Genomic DNA, 23815 nt, shown 5'->3' on the forward strand with positions numbered 1-23815 from the left:
GTATATAGATTTACTTATCATAGCTATTATAAATAGTTATTTCTCTTATAGCGAGCTATTTTCTATACTACTAGTAGGAGGTGTTGTCATCGTGGTTTCTTTAAATAGGTCACCAGAACAGCACGCACCACAACGTCCATCTAAATGGATATCGTGGGTCGGTGGAATAGCTTTCACATTCTTTATTGCATTTTTAGGATATTTACTAGCAAAAGTACCAGGTTTCGATCATATCGGACAACTGGCATGTGCGATTATTATCGCGGTGGCATACCGTCAATTCTTCGGCTATCCTGAAATAATAAGAAGTGGGATTGCTTTCTCATCCAAGCGCTTGCTTCGCACAGCCATCATTTTATACGGTTTGAAATTAAATATAGACACAGTCTTAAGCGACGGACTCGGCTTACTCGCGCGCGATGTAGGTGTCATCATTTTCGCTATCTTCATGACTATTTGGCTCGCTAAAGTATTTAAGGCAGATAAAAATATTTCCTTGCTTTTAGGTGTCGGAACAGGTGTCTGCGGTGCAGCGGCAATTGCAGCGGTCGCACCGATTATCAAAGCAAAAGATGAAGACACAGCAATAGGTGTAGGAATCATCGCATTAATGGGTACGGTGTTTGCGATCGGCTATACCATTCTGCGTCCAATTCTTCCGCTCGATTCAATTGAGTACGGAATGTGGGCAGGAATCAGTTTACATGAAGTGGCACACGTAGCCTTGGCCGGGGCACCGGCAGGCGAAGACGGTTTAGCCATTGCTTTGCTAGCCAAGCTCGGTCGTGTATTCCTATTAGTACCTCTTTGCTTCATTTTAATATTTATCATGAAACGTAAACATAAAGATACAGACGAAACGGGCGCTAAAATTGAATTTCCGTGGTTCCTTGTAGGATTTATCGTTTTAAGTATCCTAGGAAGCTACGTGTTCGGTCATTCCATTCCTGTATCAGACAACGTAATGGAAGGCGTCTTCACATTGACTACATGGTTACTGACAGCGGCCATGGTAGGGCTTGGACTCAACGTTAGTTTACGAGACTTGAAAGATCGAGCCATGCGACCACTAGCCGCGATGACCATTACATCCATACTACTATCGGTCATCGCCTACTTTATTATTTAATACGGTTCATAACTAGCTAGCTTCAGAGAAATATCTCTAAAGCTAGCTTTTTTATTTGACTTTATTTAGTCTACTCCCTAAACTATTAATTATTGGTTTAGGGGGTAGACTATTTTGAATTATCAACTTCAAGAAGCAGTAGAACTATTTGAAGAAGTCATGATCTACGGCACGGAACATGTCGTGAAAAACTTGGACGTTCCTATCTGGAAAGATTACTCACCAGAACAAATCCAAGTACTGAAAATACTTTCTGCCTATGGCCATCTATCTAGCGGACAACTGGCAGAGATTCAAGGCGTACATAAAAGCGCCATCTCGACACGTCTCAAGAAACTGACCGAAAAAGACCTGGTGCAGTCTGAAAAAGACGTGAACGATCAGCGGATCAATCGAATCTCACTGACCCAAAAAGGCCAAGAAGTACTAGCTGTTTCAAATGCAGCAATAAATGAAAGTATCGAAAACCTGTTCACAGACCAAATTGATGAACAGGAGCTCGAACAATTCATTAAGACATTCCGTAAACTTAAATCGATTTTAGTAATGAAGGAGAGATAACGCATGAAAACGATAGTAAAATTCAAATGGCCTATTGCGATCGGTATCGTTATACTGACTGCTGTTTTATTTATAGTAGCACCCGATTTGGCAAAGCAGGCGGAAAAAGCAGGTTCCTTCCAATTGCTCGACTCAGCAGATTCCCAAAAGGCTGCACAAATGCTAGAAGATGCAGGCCAAGCAGATGAAACGATTTCGCTAGTCTATGATCTCGATGAACCGGCAGATAAAGCAAAGAAACAAGAAATTTCTGCGACTGCCAAAGAGATTGCGAATGCCAGCAAGGTTGTAACGGATGTTCTAGATCCGTTTGAAAGTAAAGACATGGAAGACCAACTCGTTTCTGAAGATCACAAAACGGTATTACTTCCTATAACGGTAGACGGTACAGATGATGAAGTCATTCAGTTGGCTGATAAAATAAAAAAAGATATTGTATCTAAAAAAGACAAAGTGTATATGACTGGCGAATTAATCATCAATCATGACGTAAATGAGAGTGCGCAAGAAGGGCTAAAAAAGACGGAGATTATTACGGTTGTATTGATTTTTGCTTTATTACTCATTGTTTTCCGCTCGATTGTGACACCATTCGTCCCGTTAGTGGCGGTAGGGATCACCTATTTATTAAGTCAGTCATTCGTAGCGTTCTTTATCGACTGGTTTGGATTCCCGGTTTCGAATTATACCCAAATATTTTTAGTGGCAATTTTATTCGGTCTTGGAACGGATTATTGTATTCTGTTGTTAAGTCGTTATAAAGAAGAGTTACTAGCAGGGCATGACGTGGAAGAAGCGATTATTAATACGTATAAAACAGCAGGCCGCACACTTTTCATCAGTGCACTTGCGGTATTTATCGGTTTCGCGGCAATCGGTTTTGCAGACTTCCCAATATTTAAATCGGCAGTCGCAGTAGCGGTAGGGATTGCGGTGTTAATGCTCGTTCTATTCACTGTCGTACCGCTGTTAATGTCTATTTTGAAAGACAAATTATTCTGGCCTGCAAAAGGTTCAGCTACTCATAAGGATAGTAAATTATGGATTGCGTTCAGCAAATTATCTGTTATGCGTCCATTACTTTCCATGTTCATCGTAGCCATCATTACGGTTCCGCTATTATTGACGTATGACAATGATCTATCCTTCAATACGGTAGATGAAATTGATGGAAGTAAAGAGTCTGTAAAGGGATTACATCTTATTTCAGATGCTTTCGGTGAAGGGGATTCACTACCAGTACAAGTAGTAGTAAAGAAAGATTCTCCAATCGTTAAAGAAGGAGATATCACCTATTTAGAAGCGATTTCCCGAGACTTGGAGAAAGTTGAGGGAGTCAAAAGTGTTCGTACTATCACACGACCGACTGGTGAAATATTGGAAGACTTATATGTAGATCATCAAATCGGTTTGATGGCAGATGGCTTAAACCAAGCGAATGATGGGATACAGGAAATTCGTTTAGGATTAGCGGCAGTGCAGTATAATTTACGCGACGTAGCTAATCAATTGCCTGCCGGTGGAACTAGTGGCGGCAGTGGCCTAATTCAAGCTGCAAACGGTATTGAGCATATCAATGGCCAGCTCGCGCAGATTTCGGGTGGCTTGCAACAAGGTCTTTCTGCCGCACAAGCAGCTGGAGGGTTGAATGCATTAGGTAATGAATTGGATAAGATCAGTAAAGGCATTGCAGGAGCTGGATCTCAAATCAACCAAAGTGGTTCGCAAATCGGTCAATTAAAAGGTGGATTGAAACAGCTAGGCAGTGGTGTCAAAGCTTCCAAAGACGGTTTAGCAGAAGTGACGACAGGCCTTCAAGAAATTGCAAGTATGATGGATGATATGGCGGATACGAAAAGTGTACGCGATACTGGTTTATTCATTCCAAAAGGTACGCTTGGTAATGAAGAGTTTGCACCAGTCATCGACCGCTATACATTCGATGATAAAAAAGGAATTTTGATGGAAGTCATCCTAAAGGAAAATCCTTATTCACGTGAAGCGATTTCTACTGTACATGAAATTAAAGATACGGTGAAACGCTCGGTCATTGGTACACCATTTGAAGATGCCGATTTGGCATTTAGTGGTATTTCTAGTATTAACTCAGATTTAAGTGATATTTCGTCCGCTGATTTTACGCGTACGGTAACTATCATGTTAGTCGGTTTGTTCGTTGTTCTCTTGGTCTTATTCCGTTCAGCTATCATGCCTTTGTATATGATCGGTTCGCTATTGCTGACATATTATACAGCGATATCTATTACGGAATTGATCTTCGTCAACGGTCTTGGTTATGACGGCATCAGTTGGGCAGTTCCATTCTTCGGATTTATCATGCTGATTGCGCTTGGCGTGGATTACTCCATTTTCTTACTCGATCGTTTCCGCGAAGAGAGTATTGGGGGTATGAAGATTCGTGAAGCGTTGATGTACTCAATGGCGAAGATGGGTACCGTGATTATTACGGCAGCTGTGATTTTGGCAGGCACATTCGGTGCTATGATGCCTTCAGGCGTTTTGAGTCTTATGCAAATCGCAACGATTGTTATTTCAGGGTTACTACTCTATGGTTTAATTATTTTACCGCTGTTAATTCCAGCCATTACGATGTCATTCGGACGCGGTGTTTGGTGGCCGTTTAGAGGATAAAGGAAAAGGTGCTCAGCTACTGACTGAGCACCTTCTCTCTATGTTTATAGGACCAGTCTTACAGGGTAAAGAAAGGAAAAACGAATAGATAGGGGATTGCTACTTATGAAGTTACATACGGGGTCATTGTATTGGGAGTCGACTTTTACAAAAGAAGGTTTTGCAAAAGTAAATCGTCAAGATCTATATGATGTCGCGATAGTTGGTGGCGGGATGTCGGGTGCACTGACTTCATACGTATTATCGAATGAAGGCTATTCGATTGCGTTGATTGAACAAGAGGAAGTAGGTGGGGGAAGTACTTCTGCAAATACTGGTTTATTACAATTCTCCAATGATATTATGTTGCATGAATTAATAGAGCAAATTGGCGAAGAGAAAGCTGTGGAATTTTATCGGGCATGTAAAGAAGCAATGAAAAATTTGCAAGACGTTGCGGAACACGCACCATTTGATGTCCATTTCCATACACGTGATAGTTTGTATTATGCCAGCACAGAAGAAGATGTGGCGAGATTGCGCAAAGAGTTTGAAGTGTTACAAAAATATAGTTTTCCGGTAGAATTCTGGGAACCTGAAGATATTGAAGCGCATTTCCCATTTTCACAACCTGCCGCTATCGTGACGGCAGGGGATGCAGAAGTGAATCCGTTGCGTTTGTGTATGGGTGCCATCCAGTATGCATATGAAAAGGGCATGGACATATTTGAACATACCGAAGTACTCGGCATTCTAGATACAGAAGAACGTGTAATCATTAAAACGACGAATGGAGAATTTCAGGCAAAGTCCGTCGTGGTCACTACTGGTTATGCACCGACTCCGGATATGATGATCCCTCAAAAAGACTTAAAAGTTACGTATGCAGTCGCAACAAAGCCGATAGAAGATTTGTCATTCTGGCATGATCGTATGATGATTTGGGAAACCAAACGCCCTTATTTGTATATGCGATTGACGGATGATAATCGCATCGTGGCGGGTGGCTTGGATCAGAATATGGATACAATACCGAGTTCACAAGAAGAAATCGATAAGAAATTCAGGCAATTAAAACAGGAATTGCAAGAGTTGTTTCCTCACCAGAAGTTCGATTTTGAGTATGAGTGGACAGCGTTATTTGGAGAATCGACAGATGAGCTACCAGTAATCGGGCGCCATCCATTCGAGCCGCATATTTACTATTTGATTGGACTTGGCGGGAACGGAACGGTCTATAGTATGTTGGGTGCGTATTTACTGCGTGATGAATTAGCAGGGAAGTCGAATCCTAATGAACCTATAGTAGAAATAGAACGTTAAAAAACACGTGGGCATTAGTTCTTCAGTTGCTTATAACAAGTATAAACAGAAATCGGCTATCGAGAAGCTCATTCATACATGAGGTTCCGCGACAGCCGATTTTTTCAAGATGGTGTTAATAACGATATGGAATGATAAGAGAGTTTACAACGTAATAACGCCCATAGCCATTGCAATGAGGAATAATACGATACTGAACCCCCACATGATAAGGAATGAGTAGCGGATATGCTTGCCCATCTCTAAACCTGCAAGTCCCAATGCCAGCCAAAGTGCAGGCGAGAAAGGACTAACGAATGTTCCTATAATATTTCCTACGATTAATGCGTACGCAATGGAAATTGATGGAACGCCGAAGCCGGAGACAACTTGCTCTACAATCGGCAGTAATGCGAAGTAATACGCATCCGTACTAAGCAATAGATCGAACGGAACACCGAAAAGGCCGATGATGATGTGCAAATACGGTACGATGATTGCCGGTAACACTTTCACTAAATCGGTCGCTATCGAATCTAGCATATTGGTACCATTCAAGATACCGAGGAATGAACCGGCTGCTAGAATGATTGCAGCCATTAGTAGAGCATTCGGTGCGTGTGTCTTAATACGGTCCATCTGTTCATTCACAGTGCGATAGTTTAACGGAAGCGCGATACTGAATCCGACCATGAAGATAAAGCCTGCCGGCACTTTTCCCCAAACGAGTAAGCCGATCACGCTTACGGCAATCATCACGTTAATCCATAACATGTTTGGTCGAAGGAGGGAAATGCCTTTAGATTCTTCTTTTTGCTCTTCCTCTTCTCCAAGTTCATCTAGTTCGTCTTCAAAAAGTCCACTGGCTACTTTCTTAGCGATGACTCGCTTTTCACGTAATCCGAGTATGAAAGCAACTACGATTAATAGGAGTAGGCCAATGATTTGGATTTTGATAAGTGGACGCCATAATTCTGTAACGTCGACTCCAAGTACAGCGGCTGCCCGCCCAAGTGGACCTCCCCATGGAACCATGTTGACGATACTTGCTGAGATGCCGACAAGCAGTAGCAGTAAGTAAGGACTCATTTTCAACCTTTTATAGAGCGGTAAAAGCGCAGGGATTGTAATGAGGAATGTGGAAGCGCCTGAGCCATCTAACTGTGCAATAGCTGCGATTACCACTGTCGCCATGGCAACAGCAATTACATTTCCTCGTGAAATTTTAATCATAGTATTAATTAGCGGGTCGAATACGCCGGCATCTTGCATAATGCCAAAGAACAAAATCGCAAAGATGAACATAATGACAACGCTAATAACAGATTCAATTCCGCTGTTGAAAAACTCTCCGATTTCTATGAAGTTGAATCCAGCAAAGAATGCACCGAAGATGGGAACTATAACCAGACCGACAATTGGTGTGATCCGGCCACTGATCAATAATGCGACGATAATAAAGATCGTCAGAATTCCAATAATACTTAACATAGCGATTTTCCTCCAATAGATAAAATGGTGAAAGAGGGATGTAAGCGGATACATACAAAAGTATCTGAATAATCCCTCTTAAGCTGTCCATAATGTACCATGAGAAAAAGTCGCTAAAAAGCTTGTTTACATAAGAAGGATATATTTCATATTACGTATTTTGTTCATTTTGTTCACGGGCAAGTATTTAAAGTTTTCTATATGTCCTTTCAGGTCTACCGACATCTCCATAATGTAGTTGCGCTCCTACTATTTCAACCGATACGAGGTACTCCAGATATCGACGTGCAGTAGAACGACTGACACCCGCTGCTTCACCTACTTGAACAGCAGTTATTCCTTCTGCTGGACTTTGAAGTAAAACATTTTCTATACGTTCAAGTGTCAGACGGTCGATCCCTTTTGGCAATACGTTAGAAGTAGGATCCTGCCGCATTTCAGTACCAAATAATACGCGGTCAAGATCTTCTTGAGAGAGTTCATTTTTGGATGATAGCAATACTTTTCTAGAACGGTATCGTCTAAATGTTTCTGCAAACCTCACAGGCTCAACAGGCTTGATTAAATAATCCAACACCCCTCCGTGGAGTGCTTCCTCTACTATTTTCGTCTCTTTAGCAGCTGTTAGCAACATAATATCAATTGTGGGGAATTCTCTTCGTAGATGCCAAAATAAATCGAGTCCTGGACTGTCGGGTATGTAAACATCCAATAAAATCAGATTGGGTAGGGCTTCAGCCTGTCGCAAAAAGGCGATGGTCTCTGAGGCAGTTCTTGTTTCTGTCACGACCTTATAGCCGGTAATCTGTTCGATTAGTTGGCGGTTAATCTCTGCCACTCGAAAATCATCTTCCACAATTATGACTTGTATAGTACTGATCACGGGGAAATCTCTCCTTTATTTATCTTTTGGTAATGAGACGACAAAATATGTACCACCCAGTTCACTCGGTTCAATGGACAGCTGGCCATTCGCTGCTTCAATAGCATTCTTTGTTAAAGCCAAGCCGAAACCTCTACCTGCTCCATCTTTTGTAGAGAAACCGCGGGATAAGACTTTATCAAGTGAAGCTTCATCGATTCCCGGACCTGCATCATCAATTTCAAACAGCAGATCTTGTCCGATATCAGTAAAAGAAATCGATATGTCCCGGGAAATGGCGCGTTCGTCATAAACTGCATCAAATGCGTTGTCAAGAAGATTTCCGATAGCTGTCAGCAGTGCTTGGCGGTTTAAGTCGGATAGTATGGAATGTAATTGGCTGTCGGGCTGGACGGATACATTAATTTGCAATTCACTCGCTTGACTTAGCTTTCCAACAAGTAGCCCACTAATATATGGATCATCTATATTATCAAGAAGTGTGTTTGTCCAGTGTTGCTGGATGTTTGTTTCTTCTTGGATGAAATCGAGCACATCATCTTTCTTGTTCAGCTGCGTCAGTCCCATGATCGTATATAATTTATTTGAGAATTCATGTGTCTGAGAGCGAAGAGCGTTAGCATATTGTTGGATATGTGCCAGTCTTTTCGTCAAATTCTCAATCTCGGTTTTATTCCGGAAAGTGGCGACTGCACCGAGCAATTCATGCTCGTAGAAAATCGGTGCACTATTTACATAAACGATATGATTGTTGAAAAGCCTTTCCTGATCGAAGACTGATTTGCCATGCTCTAGCACATAGGGTAAATCAGAATTCGGGAAGCACTCTTGTATAGGTTTACCGATCCAATCGTCCGCTTGTTGTTCACCACCTGTCAATAGTTTTAATGCGGTGGAGTTGATCATCGTAATGCGGCCATCCTTATTGGTAGCAATAATACCTTCATGAATAGAGTGCAAAATGGTTTCTTTTTGAAAGAGTAAATGTGATATTTCTTCAGGCTCCAATCCAAACAACACTTTTTTGATATAGTTCGCGATCAGCACTGCACCGATGATGGCAGCTGTGCAAATACCAAGAAGGACCAACCAGATTTCCTGGCTATATTCCCAAATGATTGATTCGATAGAGCCTACCAAGAAACCTACAGAGACGACACCAACAATTTCTCCATCTAAGTAGACCGGAGCTTTTGCACGAAGTGAGCTTCCTAATGATCCAATTGATTTAGAAATATAGGATTCTCCGTTACTTAACGCACGTTCATTATCTTCACCGATCATCTTTTTGCCGATTCGGTCAGGACTCGGATGGGCATAGCGGATTTCTTGTTGATTACCAACAACGATAAACTCGGCGTCTGTCTGTGCTTGGATTTTCTGCACGATAGGCTGGATAATAGCGGAAGGGTCATTCGAATCAAAGGCCTGAGAAATCTCTGGTATCACGGCTACACTTTTTGCTACACTGAGAGCCCTTTCACCAATTTGAGTTTCTAATGTGTCCGTGACGAAGAAACTCATGAATCCGCCAATCAATAGAATAATCGCGACAGAAAGCGCACCGATTAAGCCGATCATTTTCAAATGGAGATTGATAAAAGGTCTGTCATTCGTTCGATGAATGGATAAATCTTCTCTACGTATACGGATCATGTCGAACCTCCGATAAACATGTTAGTAAATATAGAATACCATGCGATGCATAATATTAAATGGTATTATCGTTTAAAAAGTGGAAGAGTAGAGTGGAAGGGAGGAGTATAGAGTGGAGGTTCATATAGTTACTCAATTCTACGCATAAAGCTAGTTCTATTATTTATTGTAGTAGACATGGATCGCTTCTTGATCATAAAATCGGTTATCGTCAAGCGGATCTACACGCTTATGTACCTACTTCGGATATGACCGTTACGCAATAGGATGTGAAAGGTACATAAGCGATTATGACCCAGCGAATCGAAGGACTGTCTTTTTAGAGCGCGTTTACATGAATCATCTGTAAATGACCAGGTAACACTGTAATCTGCTGTGCAGTATCTTCGTAGATTTCCCCGTCCATGTCTACTTTCTTCCCGACAGGTTGCACAATGTCCAATTCTTTTATTTGAATATATTCGAGTTCAGATAATTGCTTATTTTCCACAGCAGGATCTTGTAATGCAAATAGTTCTTTGAAAGCAGCTAAGTTGGAATCACGCACGATCAAAATGTCTAATTTTCCATCAACAGGTGATAGGGAAGCGATGGGAAGTTCAGTTGTACCAATAAAGCGTCCATTTAGTACGAATAGTAAAATAGCCTCTCCTTCTAATATCTCGTCAGTAGATTGCACTTTATAATGAAATGATTCAGTTTGATTCAACGTACGTAATGTACTGAGCACATAACTAATCGAACCAAAGCGCTTCTTTTCTTTTGGTTTTATATTTTCGGATGTATCGGTTACTAGTCCAATTCCCCAAAAATTCATAAAGTAGTGCTCGCCCACTTTTCCTATATCGGTTTTGATAATAGAGCCGTTGAGTAAAGAAATGGCTGCTTCATTCAGAGTTTGTGGAATACCTAATGACCGACTGAAATCGTTTGATGTACCGCCAGGCAATATAGCTATGACCGGACGTATGGCGAGTGGCGCGATACTATTCATGCATGTGTGTATAGTGCCGTCACCTCCAAGAATAATGAGTAAGTCTACTTGACTGCTATATTTTACACAAGCTTGCTGAAGTTCATCTTTGGAAGCTGTATTCAGCACGATGAGCTCATCTACTGCTTGCGCGAATATGTGAAGTGTTTCAGAGAGCTTCTGTTCCGTGTCTTCCTCTCCAGCAGAACGGTTATATACAAACAATGCCCGCTTGAAATGAAGCATATTCTTCACTTCCTTTTTTAGTTTATTATTCCCGATAACGTGATGTAGAAACCAGAAGAGTTATAAAAAAGCTAGAAATAATAGACGAGATGATGTAAAAGTGAATAGGTTATTTTATTCGAGTGGTAGGGAATGGTAAGGACAAAGGAGTGAATAAATATGGAAATCTATACAGTTGGGCATTCCACTCATACTAAAGAACAGTTTTTGAAGTTATTGGATGATGCGGGTATTGAAAAGTTAGTGGATGTTCGTGCATTTCCCGGTAGTCGTAAATTCCCCCATTTTCATGAGGATCGAATGAAAGAATGGTTGCCAGCACATGATATTGCCTACCGACATTGTGGCAAATTAGGAGGACGTAGAAGGAAATCCAAAACTATTGATAATGAAGTCAATAAAGGATGGAATAATCAATCCTTCCATAACTACGCGGATTACACGTTGACGCCCGAGTTCGAAGAGGGGATCGCTGAATTGATGAATGAAGCATCACGACAACGAATTGCGATATGCTGTTCCGAACGCCATCCCGCAAGATGCCATCGCTTGTTGATTAGCAATTGGCTCGCAACACATGGTTGGAATGTAAAACACATTATTGATGGACCTAAGGAAAAGACTTTAATTGAAGATCATGAAGTAGGGAAGTGGGGCGCTGAACCTATTGTTTTGGATAACGGAGAGTTGACATATCCTCCTGAGCTAAATGAAGACGAATAAAATAAGTGCCCTTTTAATAGGGCACTTATTTTATTCATATAAAGTTTTATCATGTGATCCGTCAGCATGAAAGACATTTAATATACCTTCATTTTCGTTTACATACTTTTTCGCCTTTTCAAGTAATGCGGACTTAGTATCTTCTTTAAACAGTACATGATCACTTCCGGTTTTTCTGAAAATCCATTCGTCCTCTCGCGGTTTTACTTCATAGTGAGGACGACTTTCACTTTTGCCGTTTACATACTCATGTGCTTGTGCAGTTGCAATGGCAATAGCGCGCTCGTCGGAATAATTTTCACGCAACAAAGCATTGGCTATTTCGATTGCTTTATTGCGTACTGAAGGGTCCAAATTTTTTAACGAAGCAGGATAATCATTTTTACTCCATGGCATATGACATCACCTCCTAATTCACAAATTCCCGTTTTTAATGAATATAAACGGTCTTTCGATTTCTCCTTGAACTTCATCCCGCACTTTGAATCGAATAAAGTCGAATATCATCTAATTATCATTTTATTTGAAATTATTTGATTACTAGTTAAATAACTGATAGTCTAAAGACGTTCATATGAACTTAGCGAATGAGTTTTATGGTGAGAGTAGCTTTTTTCGTTTTTGATCTCACTAGGGAAACCTTATGAAGACAAATACAAACTGAAGGAGTGAATGCATTGTCTCTATCTGTGCAGCAACTATTGGAAAGCAAAGGGATTCAAGCTAAGCCAGAACATCTGGAAATCTTAGAAAGTCGCTGGAATGGAATGCAAAAGTTAAGAGGTACACTAGAGAATGTGAAAATCGAGGATGCCGATATCGGGCTTCGAAATATTCCTGGAGGTGATCATATTGGCTAAAGATTTAATTCAGAAATCAGTTGAGGAATTGGCACCGCTTTTAGAAAGTGGATCACTTTCACCAGTTGAGCTAACGAAGGCAGTGCTTGATCATGCGGAAGAAACGCAGGATACGATTAATGCCTATATGACAATTTACCGGGAAGAAGCAGAACAATCGGCACGTGAAGCAGAGAAAGAGATCAAAAATGGAAACTATCGAGGCATGTATCACGGAATTCCGATGGCCTTGAAAGATAATTTATACTTTAAAGGTAAAGTGACGACGATGTCATCTAAAATTCATAAGGATTTCATTCCGGAAGACGATGCGACTGTAGTCAGTAAGTTAAGAGACGCAGGTGTGATCTTTACCGGTAAACTAAGCATGCATGAATATGCTTGGGGAATCACGAACAATAACCCCCATTACGGACCTGTCAGAAATCCTTGGGATACCGATAGAATTCCTGGCGGTTCGAGCGGTGGTTCAGGAGCCGCTGTAGCGATCGGTTCAAGTGTTGCGTCACTTGGAACTGACACGGCCGGATCCATCCGAATTCCGTCATCGATTTGCGGTATCGTCGGATTGAAGCCGACCCATGGGCGAGTCAGTAAATATGGATGCTATCCATTGGCGTGGTCACTCGATCATATCGGACCGATGACTAAAACGATTAAAGACGCAGCGGGAATGATGGACATTATTTCAGGGTACGACAAAAAGGATCCAACTTCTATCAATACCCCCGTAGGTCAACATTTGGAGAGAATAAAGGGGGATGTCAACGGTTTAGTTATTGGCGTTAATGAAGAATATTTCTTTAATGAAGTAGACAACGACGTAGATCAAGTGGTGCGTGGAAATATAAAAGCGTTGACCGATCAAGGCGCGCGAGTAGAAGTGGTCAAGATTCCAACTCTAAAATATGCAGAGTGGGCAGAGCTGATCACATCACTTTCAGAAGCGTCTACCATTCATCACGAAGACATGTTAAAGCGTCCGCAAGATTTCGGTGATGATATTCGCATGCTGTTCGAACTAGGAGAACTACCATCTGCTGTCGATTATCTGCAAGCACAGCAAGTACGTCGTCAATTGAAGCAAGAATTCCATGAAATATTCCAAAAGGTCGATGTATTGATTGCGCCGACTCTGCCAGTAGTGGCTAGTAAAATTGGTGATGATACTGTGGAACTAAATGGCAATCAAGTGGATTTGATTGACAACATTATACGCTTTACAGGACCTAGTAACTTAACAGGTAACCCTGCATTGTCTGTGCCGGGTGGTTTCAAGGGAGACCTTCCTGTAGGTGTGCAAATTATTGGACCTGCTTTTTCGGAAGCTTTATTGCTTGATGTTGGTTATGCAATTGAACAGACAAACCCTATGAAAAACAGAAAACCCGCTTTACTGACAAGAGCATGAAATGAAAAAAACTCCGCGGTCAACCCATGGCCACGGAGTTTTTGGTATGTACTCGCTCTTCGACGAAGCGGTACAGACTATTCGACTTTACTTCTTCACTATCACAAACCCAGCTGCACCAAACTTCAACCCAAATCCGTTTGGACATTTGCTGTTACTACTAGTATAACCTAACAAAACCGTCATAAACGCAAATCATCAAACTGTGAAGAATGTCATGTTACTGTAGTGTTTGGCATCAAATTGAGATAAATTACATGAACCTTACATGAGCCTTTCAATACAATATAATATGCTGAATGTTCAGACTATATACACACAAGTCAGAATACTCAACTACATTAATTTCGAGATAAACATTGTAGCAATTCCAAAATAAATTAGTAACGACAGAATGTCATTGATTGTAGTAATTAAAGGACCAGAAGCTACAGCTGGATCTACTTTAAATTTATTGAGAATCAAAGGAATAACCGTTCCTGCAATTGTTCCGATAATTAGTGTAGCCACCAAAGACGAACCTACTACTAATCCTAGTGTAAAACTGCCTTGCCATACATACGCAATCACAGCGATTGCGGCACCGCAAACGACACCTAATATAATGCCGACAATTAATTCGCGAAAGATTAAATGCAAGGACTTTTTCATATTCAAATCTTCAGACACTAGACCACGCACAACGACTGCTAAAGATTGAGTTCCTGTATTACCGGTCATTCCAGCAATCATAGGCATAAAGAAAGCGAGAGCGACAACGGCTTCCAATGTTTCTTCAAATTTGGAAATGATGCTTCCTGAAACGAGTCCGATAAATAATAAAAGAATGAGCCAAGGTAGTCTGCGATAGGCTGCTACAAGAGGTTTTGTCTGGAAGTCGATGGATTTACCTGAAGCAAAAAGCATTTCAATATCTTTATTTGCTTCTCTAACGACTAGATCTAGTACTTCATCGGCGCGTATAATTCCTACTAAGATATTCTCTTCGTTGACAACAGGTAGAGAGACGAAATCAAATCGTCCAATCATTTTGGCTACATCGCCTTGATCAGTTGTGTCGAAAACTTTGGCGAGACCGGTTTCCATTATTTCCGTTACGTTTCTATCTGGCTTGGCGAGCAATAGATCGCGGTAAGATAGTACACCGATTAATTGCTTGTCATCATTGATGATATAGACGTAATTTAAGTAATGAGCAAACGCTTCATAATGCTTGAGCTTTTCAATCGTTTTCTCGACGGTGTATGACTGATGAATCCATACATAACGTGTCGTCATAATACGTCCGGCAGAATCTTTCGGATATTTTCGACGCTGTCGGATATTCTTTTTTTCTTCGTGACGCAATTCCGCTATGAGTTTCTCCACTTGTCTATCTGAAAGATCAGCCAAAAGATAGGATAGATCTTCACCTTTCATTTCTTCCAGTAGTTCAGTGGAACGAACGGGTCCTACTAAATCTAATGCCCGCAATTGTTCATTTTTTGAAAGAAAGCCTAGCATGTGTACGAATGTATCTTTGTCTAGTACTTCCAAAAATGTAGTATGGCGTTTTAGCGGCAATCGTTTATATTGATCAGCTACTTCCGCGGGTTCTAGTTCACCAATAGCTTTTTTCAAGGATTCCAGATTACCATCTTTAATGAGTTGTATAATCGCTCGTGAAACATCATCTTGATTCCGGGTCACTGGCATGTAACGCACCTCTCTTATCTTTAAATAGTTACGGTCATTCAATCATTCCCCTATATAAAAGGAAAGAAACCATAAGACACAATTTAAAGTCATTTTAGCCAATAAAAAAAGCCTCCATGGAAACTCTTTTGATTTGCTTTAGAAAGTCTTTGTCAGCTGGAATTGAATCGAAACATCGACTCTGTTCTAAATCTCCTAGAACATGCTTTTTGCTATTTTTAAAACTACCCCTTTCTATCTACTTAAAACTTGGAAATGTATGAAATTGATGAATTGTATTGTGTATGTATAGGTCTTAATGTCCTAATTATCATACAATTCCAACCGAAAACCCGTCATTTGTAACATACCAATTATCGATGTCACGGCATTGTTTCACGTTTGTAATCTTTTTGTAATATAGTCTTGGTAAGCTAAAGCTATCAAATCGTTAGGGGTGGCATATTGAAGAAGTTAGTATTTGCATTTACAGTAGCCATGTTCATTACAATATTCACGAGCGGAATGAACGAAACGTCTGCTGCAGCATCAGTTCATACAGTTAAAAAAGGTGACACACTATATAAAATATCTCAACAACATAAAGTGTCTGTTTCGAACATCAAGCAATGGAATAACTTGAAATCAACAGTTATTTATCCAAATCAAAAACTACGTTTAGTGAAGTCTTCTAAAGTGGCTGCTAGTACTCCGAAGAAACAAAACACGCCTTCCCGTTCAAATGGAGCAAGTGTCTCTAAAGAACTTATGGTAAGTGCAACTGCGTATACAGCACATTGTAATGGCTGTTCAGGTGTTACTAGAACAGGATTGAACTTACGCAAAAATCCTAACTTGAAAGTAATTGCAGTAGATCCGCGAGTTATCAAATTAGGAACAAAAGTTCACGTTGAAGGCTACGGATACGCTATCGCTGGAGATACTGGCGGAGCGATCAAAGGGAATAAAATCGACGTATTCATTCCAAGTAAATCACGTGCTTACCAATGGGGACGTAAAAATGTAAAAGTGAAAGTACTGAACTAAGACGTTAAAAGCTCACACAGCAATTATGCTGTGTGAGCTTTTTTGAATAGTAAGTCTTAGCCTCTACGTTCATCTGTTAACCAAAAGTATAAAATCCATTTTTACAGGTATCCTCGTTTAAGTTAAGTAAAGGAGACGACTTGGTTTTTTCCATTCCTTTTTGCTTGGTAAAGAGCGAGATCCGCTAAATGAAATAAATCATTGAAGCCTTGCATACTACGCATTTTATTGTCACTCAGTCCTGTGCTGATAGTTATTGGAATGGGAATCACATCTGAAGTGGTTGACATAGACTCAATTTTTTTAGCGAGTAAAGTTGCCTTTCTTTTTGCATCTACCAAGGAAATATCTTGCATCACTAAAACAAATTCATCACCACCGAAACGAGCAAGTACGTCCTCTTTTCTAATTTCATTTATAGAAGTATGAGCCACGAATTTAATCGCTTCATCGCCGATTAGATGGCCATATGTGTCATTAATAGTTTTTAAATTATCGATATCATAGACCATGCACACAACGGATTTTTTAGTTAGGGTTGCATCGGCCAACCATAGATTAGTCGTTTCTTCCAAATATTTTCGGTTGTAGACACCTGTTAAGTAATCCAAGTTTTCACTGGTCTTAACAGAAGAACTTTGCAAACGAATTTGCAATTCGTACGCTGCTTTTACCCAGCAACTGTCTTCGATTTCATGCAATAAATCGATGTATTCTTTCTGGATGATTGCTAATTCATCAAAACTACAAAGTTTTTCAGCCAACGCAATGCGTTTTTGCTGAATTTCTTTTAGGAGAGTGTAATCTTTCCATTTTTCTTCTTGTTCTTTCGCTATGGTATAAAAATGGAAAGCTTTTTTAGAATCACCTATGAAATCATAAAATCTACCTTTAAAAATTTCGAGAATTGCTATTTCACGAGGGTGATTGTTTATAGTAGGTAGTTGGCTTAAATACTTTAGGCTAGTCATCGCGCAATTGGAGCTTTGTAAATTGATAGCGGATTCAATTGCGTATAAATGTGCTCGAATCAGTAAAATTTCTCTGTCTACATCTTTCATCTCTGCGTTAGAAATGGCCAACTGGGCAAACTTCAAAGCTTGCTCGTATTGTTCTATTTTATTGTGTAGATGACTTAGTTGACTGTATGCCCTGCTGATATACGAATAGTCTTCAATTTCTAGCGCGATGGATAGCATATCTTCTAGTAATTTTTGTCCTCTAGTATAATCTAATGCAAATGAGCTGACGAAGTATTGCAAATAATAAGAGCGCATCCAATCGGACTTTTCGCCATATGAAATACATTGTGAATGATGCTCTTCTATATGGAAAAGAACTTTTTTGAAATTTCCAACGTAATAATAGGAGATAGCGCACATGTAATGAGCTGATAGAACAGCTTCTTTATTAGAAAACAACATACCTTTCCTTAATAAATCTTCCGCATGTCTAATGACTAGATCATGGCGTCCATCATTTTTTACTTCGTTAATTTTACGTTCCACAGCATTTATCTCATTTTCCCCTGACATAGTTTCTCTCCTCCATAATGGGAAGTATCAATTTTTTACTAGTATATTCATTACTTTTCATGTTTGGAATACATTACCATTATATCATTTTAGAAATAAATAGATATAATCAAATAGGCCATTTTAATGAGTACTTTAAATTATTTGTGCAGTCACTTAGTTGTTTATACCCTAATACGTAAAAGTATAAACGTCCTACTCCAAAGTTATGAAGTAAGACGTTGAATTATACATTATTCATTTCTTATTTTATTTGGATTTGTTTGAATAAAGAGATGAAGTGTTCTGGCTCCTCTTCAATTTCAAACGTAAAAACTCCTTCATTGGTATGCAGGTAAAATAATCCCGTTTGTCCTGAGAAAGGGCGGTAGGATAAATCAAAAACGTGTTGCAAGGGGAAAGTTCGCTGGGATGTTGTAATCCGATCTTGGAATAAACAAATTGTGTGGGTGGACTTTTGAAATGTTTGTTCTAAGCGGTCCACGACTCGTTGGATGGAAATATACCTAAGCGAAAGAATTAACTGATCATCTGAGTTATTCATTAATTAACCTCCTGTTTCGCCCATATCATAACATGGAGTATTATGCTCATAAAAATGTTAGGAATACTAAAAACTAAAATAAATCTATAGAACTACTTTTTACGTAAGTGAATTGCTAAACTAATTATAGCCAATAGTAAAAGAAATGTTACGGCGCCAGCTGTGTCTAAATAAACGTCTTGCATTGTTGCTGTACGGCCTCCTGTGAAGTATTGGTGCAATTCATCAGCGCATGCAAGTAGAAAAGTAAATAGAGCCGCCAACAATATGCGTCCCTTACTTTTAGGTAATAGCCAGTAAATTACTAACGCTAAAAATCCAAACGTAAAGAAATGTGCAGCTTTTCTTATTAGAAATTCTACAAAGTGATAATATCCACGTTCTTCAATAGAGATCGTTCTATTCCAATAGTTGAACTCCCATGTCGACAGAGTATCTTTCCCAGGTTCTCCAGGTAGCAATTCTTGTAATGTGGAGACAAGTGATTGCTGTTCGTATGTCTGACTGGACGAGATCGACAGTCCGACTAAAATGCTAATGAGTATGAGAAGTGCAAGTAATTTTTTCATATGGGGATTGTATCATAAAAAGTATCTTTATGATGTAAGCAAACTATATTTTTATTTGACTTTACTTAGTTACAATCTTGTTACCTGAATGTAATATGTCAGTTGTATAGTACATTCAGATTGGTAGTTCATAATTTATGCTGGCTATCCTACATTTTCCATTACCAACCGTGGGAAAGTATGTTAATATTAATTGGAGTAGCTAGTAATCACTTTTTTCTTTTATATTCTTAATTCTTTTAATAGTCTTTTGGATTATTTAATAGGAAAGAGGGTATTAGAGTAAGAGAGTGGTTTTTATGCTGCTCTACAACCAACCAGCATTTACGCTTACAAACACACTAGAGGAGGAAATTATTTAATGAAATCTCAAACAAAAAAGAAGTACAGCAAGTATCTAACAGGTGTAGCATCAGCGGCATTAGTAGCATCAGCGGTGGCACCAGTTGTCAGTGCTGCAGACTTCAATGACGTTGCGGACACTAACTCACACAAGGAAGCAATTGATGCACTAGCAGCAACAGGTGTTATCAATGGTTATCCGGACGGTTCATTCAAGCCTAATAAAACTTTAACTCGTTCCGACGTAGTGAAGTTAATGGGAAAATGGCTTGTATCACAAGGTTATTCAATTCCGACAGACTATAAAACTAACCCACGCTTCACAGACTTAACATCGAAGTCTAATGACGAACTGTTGCAATCAGCAGCAATCGTAAAGGATAACGATGTATTTAGAGGATATGAAGATGGGTCATTAGGCGCGGCTGGTTCTATTACCCGTGAAAATATGGCGGTTGTATTAGTTCGTGCGTACGATTCAGTTAACAAAACGAGCCTATTAAAATATGTACAAGAACAAGAATTCGATAGAGATGTTAATGATTTGAACAAAGCGAAAGCTGAAGCACGCACTGCAATCGATGTATTAGACTACTTCGACATTACGAACCCAGCTGCACCAAACTTCAGACCGAAAGAAACAACGACACGTGCACAATTTGCTTCATTCCTTTATAAAACTATTCAAGTAGAAGTACCTGGAACTCCAGCTCCAGAAGTATCTGAAATCACTTCTGTTACAGCAACTGGCGAAAAGGAACTTGAATTAGTTGGTAAGAACTTACACACGTTAAAAGCAGAGCAATTAAAAATTGAAGGAAATGAACTGGCTTCATTTAAAGCGAACGAAGACGGTACAAAAGCGACAATCGAATTAAAAAACGAACTGACGTCGGGTAAAGAAATGACTCTTCACTTGACGACAAAAGCAGAAGTTGAAGGCGAAGAAGATGTAGTTACTTCTTATAAGTTCACGTATGAGTTAAAAGTAGAGAAAGTTACAGCTACTACTACTCAAGTAAATGCTGGTACTGCTGGTCAGAAGTTAGCGTTTAACGTTGACGGTAAAGCAGTTGATATGAAGAAATTGACGGATGCTGGTTATAAAGTTACGTTCCAGTCTACTAATACTGGTGTATTCTCTGATCAGGCAACTGGTACGTTGAAGTCACTCGCTACTACTGATAAATTCTCATACAAAGTTATCGTGACGGATAAAGATGGAAAAACTATCGAATCAGAATTAGTAGACGTTAAAGTAGTAGACTTCGCTAATACGGTTTCAGAGATTAGTAAAGTGACAGTTATGCAAGGTGATGTAAAAGTTGAGAGTGGGAAAATCTCACTTGAAGATGGCATAGTTGATGTGAAAGTTGACGAAGCTATTACTCTAACTGGAGCAACACAAAAGAATCCAACTGCAACATTCACTTCTTCTAATCCAAGTGTAGCAACAGTCACTTCTGCTGGACAAGTTACACCAATCAGCGCGGGCGAAGTTACGATTGTAGCAAAAGTTGGCGATGTAACAAAAGACGTAAAGCTTACAGTAGGTGTAGGTAAGCGTGTGGCAAGCAGTGCTACATTATCATCAACAGAGACTAAGTTGATACAAGGTAAAACTCAAGGCACGAATGTTGTAGTTAAAGACCAATATGGTGATTTGTATGCTGGTGATATAACTGTCGAATCAAAAGACGCTGAGATTGCTACTGTATCAACAACTCCTTTAACAGTTACAGAAGGTAAAACTACTGTAAACGTAACAGGAGTAAAAGCTGGTACAACAACTGTCCAAATCAAATCTGGCGATACAGTTCTAGGTAATATAGCGGTTGCTGTATCGAATGATGAAACTGTAGCTACTAAAAAGCTAGAAACAGTGTCTGCTTCAGATGACTTAACAATTGATGCTATTGCGGGTTCAAAAGATGGTTCTGTAAAATTAGCTTGGAAACAGTATAACAGCCAAGGGTTTTACGTAGGTAACGATCTAGTTGGAGCTGATTATGTAGTCACTTCATCTAATCCAAATGTGGCAACAGTTTCAAAAGTTGCTACAACAGGGGAATTAGATGTTGTTGCTAAAGAAGCAGGAACTACGAATATCTTGATTAAACAAGGAGATATTACAAGAGCGACTGCTACGATCACTGTAGTGAACTCAACTCCATCGATTTCTTCAGTAGAGTTTAAAGAAACGAAACCTGTTATCACTTCAGGAAACTTTGAAATGCAAGTAGTAACTGGCGATGGAATTAAATTAACTTCATCAGAAGCTACTCCTCTAATGAAAAATGATGGCACTATTTATATGGTAAACGAAGGCACTGAAATCAAATTAGGTACGATCGCAGCGACCTATTCTGGAGATGCTACAGCTGTTACTGATTTGAAAGTAGACGGCGGAAAGCTTTCTGGGAAAGCTAATGATGGTGCAAAAGGAACTGTTGTAGTAAGCGTGAAGAAAGATGGTCAATCTAGCGCGATTGCTACTAAGCAAATCGAAGTAAACGTTCCTGCAAAGTAATATAATTTCAGGTACACAATAACATTCTAACAAAACTCCAGCCCTATTCCTTGAAGACATTCAAGGAATAGGGCTTTTTACGTTTAGTCAGCTACTTATAAAGGGTACAGGTAAAATACAGACAATCAGAAAGGAGTGGGGCTATGAATTGGTTAGAAGGAATTAATTTCACAACTTCATTGGTAGTGCTCATCGTCTTGGCGATCCCCATCAGTATGGGAATTTTCCTATACTTTTTTGATCGCAGTCAAAAGCAGCATGCGATCTTGCGCAATTACCCGATTTTGGGCAGAGTACGCTATATGTTCGAGAAAGCGGGACCAGAAGTCAGACAATATTTATTCAACGATGATAATAGTGGAAAACCATTTAGCCGGGAAGAATATTTACATATGGTGATGCCGGGGAAGTATTTGAACAGTATCATCGGTTTTGGATCTAAACGAGACTTTCAAGAGCCTGGTCACTATATTCGTAATGCCATGTTCACGAAACAGAATGAAGAAATGCGTGTGGATAATGATAGTCTATTAAACACTATGCGCTATGAGGTGGATACAGACAATTTATTCTCGCGTAAAGAACATCGTGAGGAAATTACAACGTTGCCTTGGTTGTTACCTGAGGAAGATGCAATTGTATTAGGTCCAAATTGTCAGCATCCATTTGTTGTGCGTAGCTTATTAGGTCAGTCCGGGATGAGTTATGGAGCACTCGGAGACCATGCAATTACTGCACTATCTAAAGGTATTGGTATGGCTCAAGGTGCATGGATGAATACAGGCGAGGGTGGTGTATCAGACCATCACTTAGTAGGTGGAGCAGATATCATTGCGCAAATCGGGTCAGGTTTATTCGGCTTCCGAACAGAAGATGGGCAGTTTGATTTGGAAAAAGTAAAAGAGAAAGCAAAAATTCCACAGATTAAGGCATTTGAAATCAAGTTGGCGCAAGGAGCAAAAATGCGTGGGGGACATGTTGAAGGAGAGAAAGTCACAGAGGAGATTGCGGCTATACGAAATGTGAAAGCTTATACATCTATCAACAGTCCAAATCGTTTTAAACAGTTCCACGATTATCCAACTTTATTTTCCTTCATTGAAGATATTCGCCATGCAGGTGGTAAACCGGTTGGTATCAAAATAGTTATTGGAGGGAAGCAAGATGCGGAAGAATTAGCGTCTTATATGTCTGAGACAGGCATGGGTCCTGATTTTATCTCACTTGACGGAGCAGAAGGTGGGTCAGGGGCTACCTATCAAGATTTAGCGGATAGTGTAGGCTTACCCCTTCGTTCGTCACTTATTCTACTTGATGATGCGTTGCGTAAGTTTGAAGTGCGTGATCAAGTGAAAATCATTGCATCAGGGAAAATTATCACACCTGATAAAGCGGCAATTGCATTGGCTTTAGGTGCAGATTTGATTCAAGTGGCACGTGGTTTCATGATTTCAGTAGGATGCATCATGGCAGAGCGATGCCATACGAATACTTGCCCAGCCGGTGTCGCAACAACGGATAAGAGTCTACAACGAGCACTTGTTGTAGAAGAGAAGAAGTTCCGTGTGACCAATTATATTTTGACAATGAGGGAAGGATTGTTCCGTGTAGCTGCAGCTGCAGGACTGGACTCTCCAACCAAGTTTGAACGACATCATGTAGTGTATAAAGACGAGCGTGGAAAAGTCCATTCAATTGAGTAAAAAAA

General features: G+C 39.9%; 20 protein-coding genes. 11 read left to right on the forward strand and 9 right to left on the reverse strand.

The window, feature by feature from the left end:
* The first annotated feature begins 19 nt into the window (after positions 1-19).
* From SporoP8_RS13005 to SporoP8_RS13020, 4 genes are all read left to right on the forward strand, one after another.
* Positions 20-1129, forward strand: coding sequence for a YeiH family protein (locus SporoP8_RS13005; RefSeq protein ID WP_420066743.1), 1110 nt, complete (start codon positions 20-22; stop codon positions 1127-1129).
* A gap of 114 nt (positions 1130-1243) precedes the next feature.
* Positions 1244-1690, forward strand: a complete 447-nt coding sequence (locus SporoP8_RS13010) for a MarR family winged helix-turn-helix transcriptional regulator (protein WP_099629156.1) — start codon at positions 1244-1246, stop codon at positions 1688-1690.
* 3 nt (positions 1691-1693) lie between these two features.
* Entirely contained in the window at positions 1694-4342 is a 2649-nt protein-coding gene (locus SporoP8_RS13015) for an MMPL family transporter (protein WP_085132902.1), read from the forward strand.
* A 105-nt stretch (positions 4343-4447) separates the two neighbouring features.
* Positions 4448-5644 (forward strand): NAD(P)/FAD-dependent oxidoreductase, encoded by a 1197-nt coding sequence (locus SporoP8_RS13020; protein ID WP_085132903.1) that lies wholly within the window; start codon positions 4448-4450, stop codon positions 5642-5644.
* A 144-nt stretch (positions 5645-5788) separates the two neighbouring features.
* Here SporoP8_RS13020 and SporoP8_RS13025 read toward each other — a convergent pair whose 3' ends face one another.
* From SporoP8_RS13025 to SporoP8_RS13040, 4 genes are all read right to left on the reverse strand, one after another.
* Complete coding sequence (locus tag SporoP8_RS13025; RefSeq protein WP_085132904.1) at positions 5789-7114, reverse strand: CitMHS family transporter; 1326 nt, start codon at positions 7112-7114, stop codon at positions 5789-5791.
* Between the two features lie 187 nt (positions 7115-7301).
* Entirely contained in the window at positions 7302-7997 is a 696-nt protein-coding gene (locus SporoP8_RS13030) for a response regulator (RefSeq protein ID WP_085132905.1), read from the reverse strand.
* Between the two features lie 15 nt (positions 7998-8012).
* Positions 8013-9653 carry an ATP-binding protein gene (locus SporoP8_RS13035; protein WP_085132906.1) on the reverse strand — a complete coding sequence of 547 codons (1641 nt, stop codon included), beginning with the start codon at positions 9651-9653 and terminating at the stop codon, positions 8013-8015.
* Positions 9654-9972: 319 nt separating this feature from the next.
* Positions 9973-10872, reverse strand: coding sequence for a diacylglycerol/lipid kinase family protein (locus tag SporoP8_RS13040; RefSeq protein WP_085132907.1), 900 nt, complete (start codon positions 10870-10872; stop codon positions 9973-9975).
* A 159-nt stretch (positions 10873-11031) separates the two neighbouring features.
* Between SporoP8_RS13040 and SporoP8_RS13045 the strand changes: the two genes are divergently transcribed.
* A complete protein-coding gene (locus SporoP8_RS13045) occupies positions 11032-11595 on the forward strand; it encodes a DUF488 domain-containing protein (RefSeq protein ID WP_157111264.1) in 564 nt (187 codons plus the stop codon).
* A gap of 30 nt (positions 11596-11625) precedes the next feature.
* Here SporoP8_RS13045 and SporoP8_RS13050 read toward each other — a convergent pair whose 3' ends face one another.
* Entirely contained in the window at positions 11626-11991 is a 366-nt protein-coding gene (locus tag SporoP8_RS13050; protein WP_085132908.1) for a DUF2188 domain-containing protein, read from the reverse strand.
* A 272-nt stretch (positions 11992-12263) separates the two neighbouring features.
* On the opposite strand from SporoP8_RS13050, the gene SporoP8_RS13055 reads away from it, so the two are divergent.
* The 3 genes from SporoP8_RS13055 to SporoP8_RS16575 are packed head-to-tail and all read left to right on the forward strand — an operon-like array spanning position 12264 to position 14035.
* Positions 12264-12455, forward strand: coding sequence for a hypothetical protein (locus SporoP8_RS13055; protein WP_232319157.1), 192 nt, complete (start codon positions 12264-12266; stop codon positions 12453-12455).
* Entirely contained in the window at positions 12448-13866 is a 1419-nt protein-coding gene (locus SporoP8_RS13060) for an amidase (protein ID WP_099627740.1), read from the forward strand. The genes SporoP8_RS13055 and SporoP8_RS13060 overlap by 8 nt, the downstream gene beginning before the upstream one ends.
* A 1-nt stretch (position 13867) precedes the next feature.
* A complete protein-coding gene (locus SporoP8_RS16575) occupies positions 13868-14035 on the forward strand; it encodes a hypothetical protein (protein WP_157111265.1) in 168 nt (55 codons plus the stop codon).
* A gap of 167 nt (positions 14036-14202) precedes the next feature.
* Here SporoP8_RS16575 and mgtE read toward each other — a convergent pair whose 3' ends face one another.
* On the reverse strand, positions 14203-15561 hold the full coding sequence (gene mgtE, locus SporoP8_RS13065) for a magnesium transporter (RefSeq protein WP_085132911.1): 1359 nt from the start codon (positions 15559-15561) through the stop codon (positions 14203-14205).
* A gap of 444 nt (positions 15562-16005) precedes the next feature.
* Here mgtE and SporoP8_RS13070 point away from each other — a divergent pair, with 444 nt between their 5' ends.
* A complete protein-coding gene (locus tag SporoP8_RS13070; RefSeq protein ID WP_085132912.1) occupies positions 16006-16587 on the forward strand; it encodes a 3D domain-containing protein in 582 nt (193 codons plus the stop codon).
* 122 nt (positions 16588-16709) lie between these two features.
* Here the strand turns inward: SporoP8_RS13070 and SporoP8_RS13075 are convergent, their stop codons facing one another.
* From SporoP8_RS13075 to SporoP8_RS13085, 3 genes are all read right to left on the reverse strand, one after another.
* Positions 16710-18122, reverse strand: coding sequence for a GGDEF domain-containing protein (locus SporoP8_RS13075; RefSeq protein ID WP_085132913.1), 1413 nt, complete (start codon positions 18120-18122; stop codon positions 16710-16712).
* Positions 18123-18366: 244 nt separating this feature from the next.
* A complete protein-coding gene (locus SporoP8_RS13080; protein ID WP_085132914.1) occupies positions 18367-18666 on the reverse strand; it encodes a hypothetical protein in 300 nt (99 codons plus the stop codon).
* 92 nt (positions 18667-18758) lie between these two features.
* Positions 18759-19235: a VanZ family protein gene (locus SporoP8_RS13085; protein ID WP_085132915.1), complete on the reverse strand. Its 477-nt coding sequence runs from the start codon at positions 19233-19235 to the stop codon at positions 18759-18761.
* A gap of 361 nt (positions 19236-19596) precedes the next feature.
* Here SporoP8_RS13085 and SporoP8_RS13090 point away from each other — a divergent pair, with 361 nt between their 5' ends.
* On the forward strand, positions 19597-22107 hold the full coding sequence (locus tag SporoP8_RS13090; RefSeq protein ID WP_085132916.1) for an S-layer homology domain-containing protein: 2511 nt from the start codon (positions 19597-19599) through the stop codon (positions 22105-22107).
* Positions 22108-22250: 143 nt separating this feature from the next.
* Entirely contained in the window at positions 22251-23810 is a 1560-nt protein-coding gene (locus SporoP8_RS13095) for an FMN-binding glutamate synthase family protein (RefSeq protein ID WP_085132917.1), read from the forward strand.
* Positions 23811-23815 lie beyond the last annotated feature (5 nt).

The sequence above is a fragment of the Sporosarcina ureae genome, assembly GCF_002101375.1.
Lineage (GTDB): Bacteria > Bacillota > Bacilli > Bacillales_A > Planococcaceae > Sporosarcina > Sporosarcina ureae_B.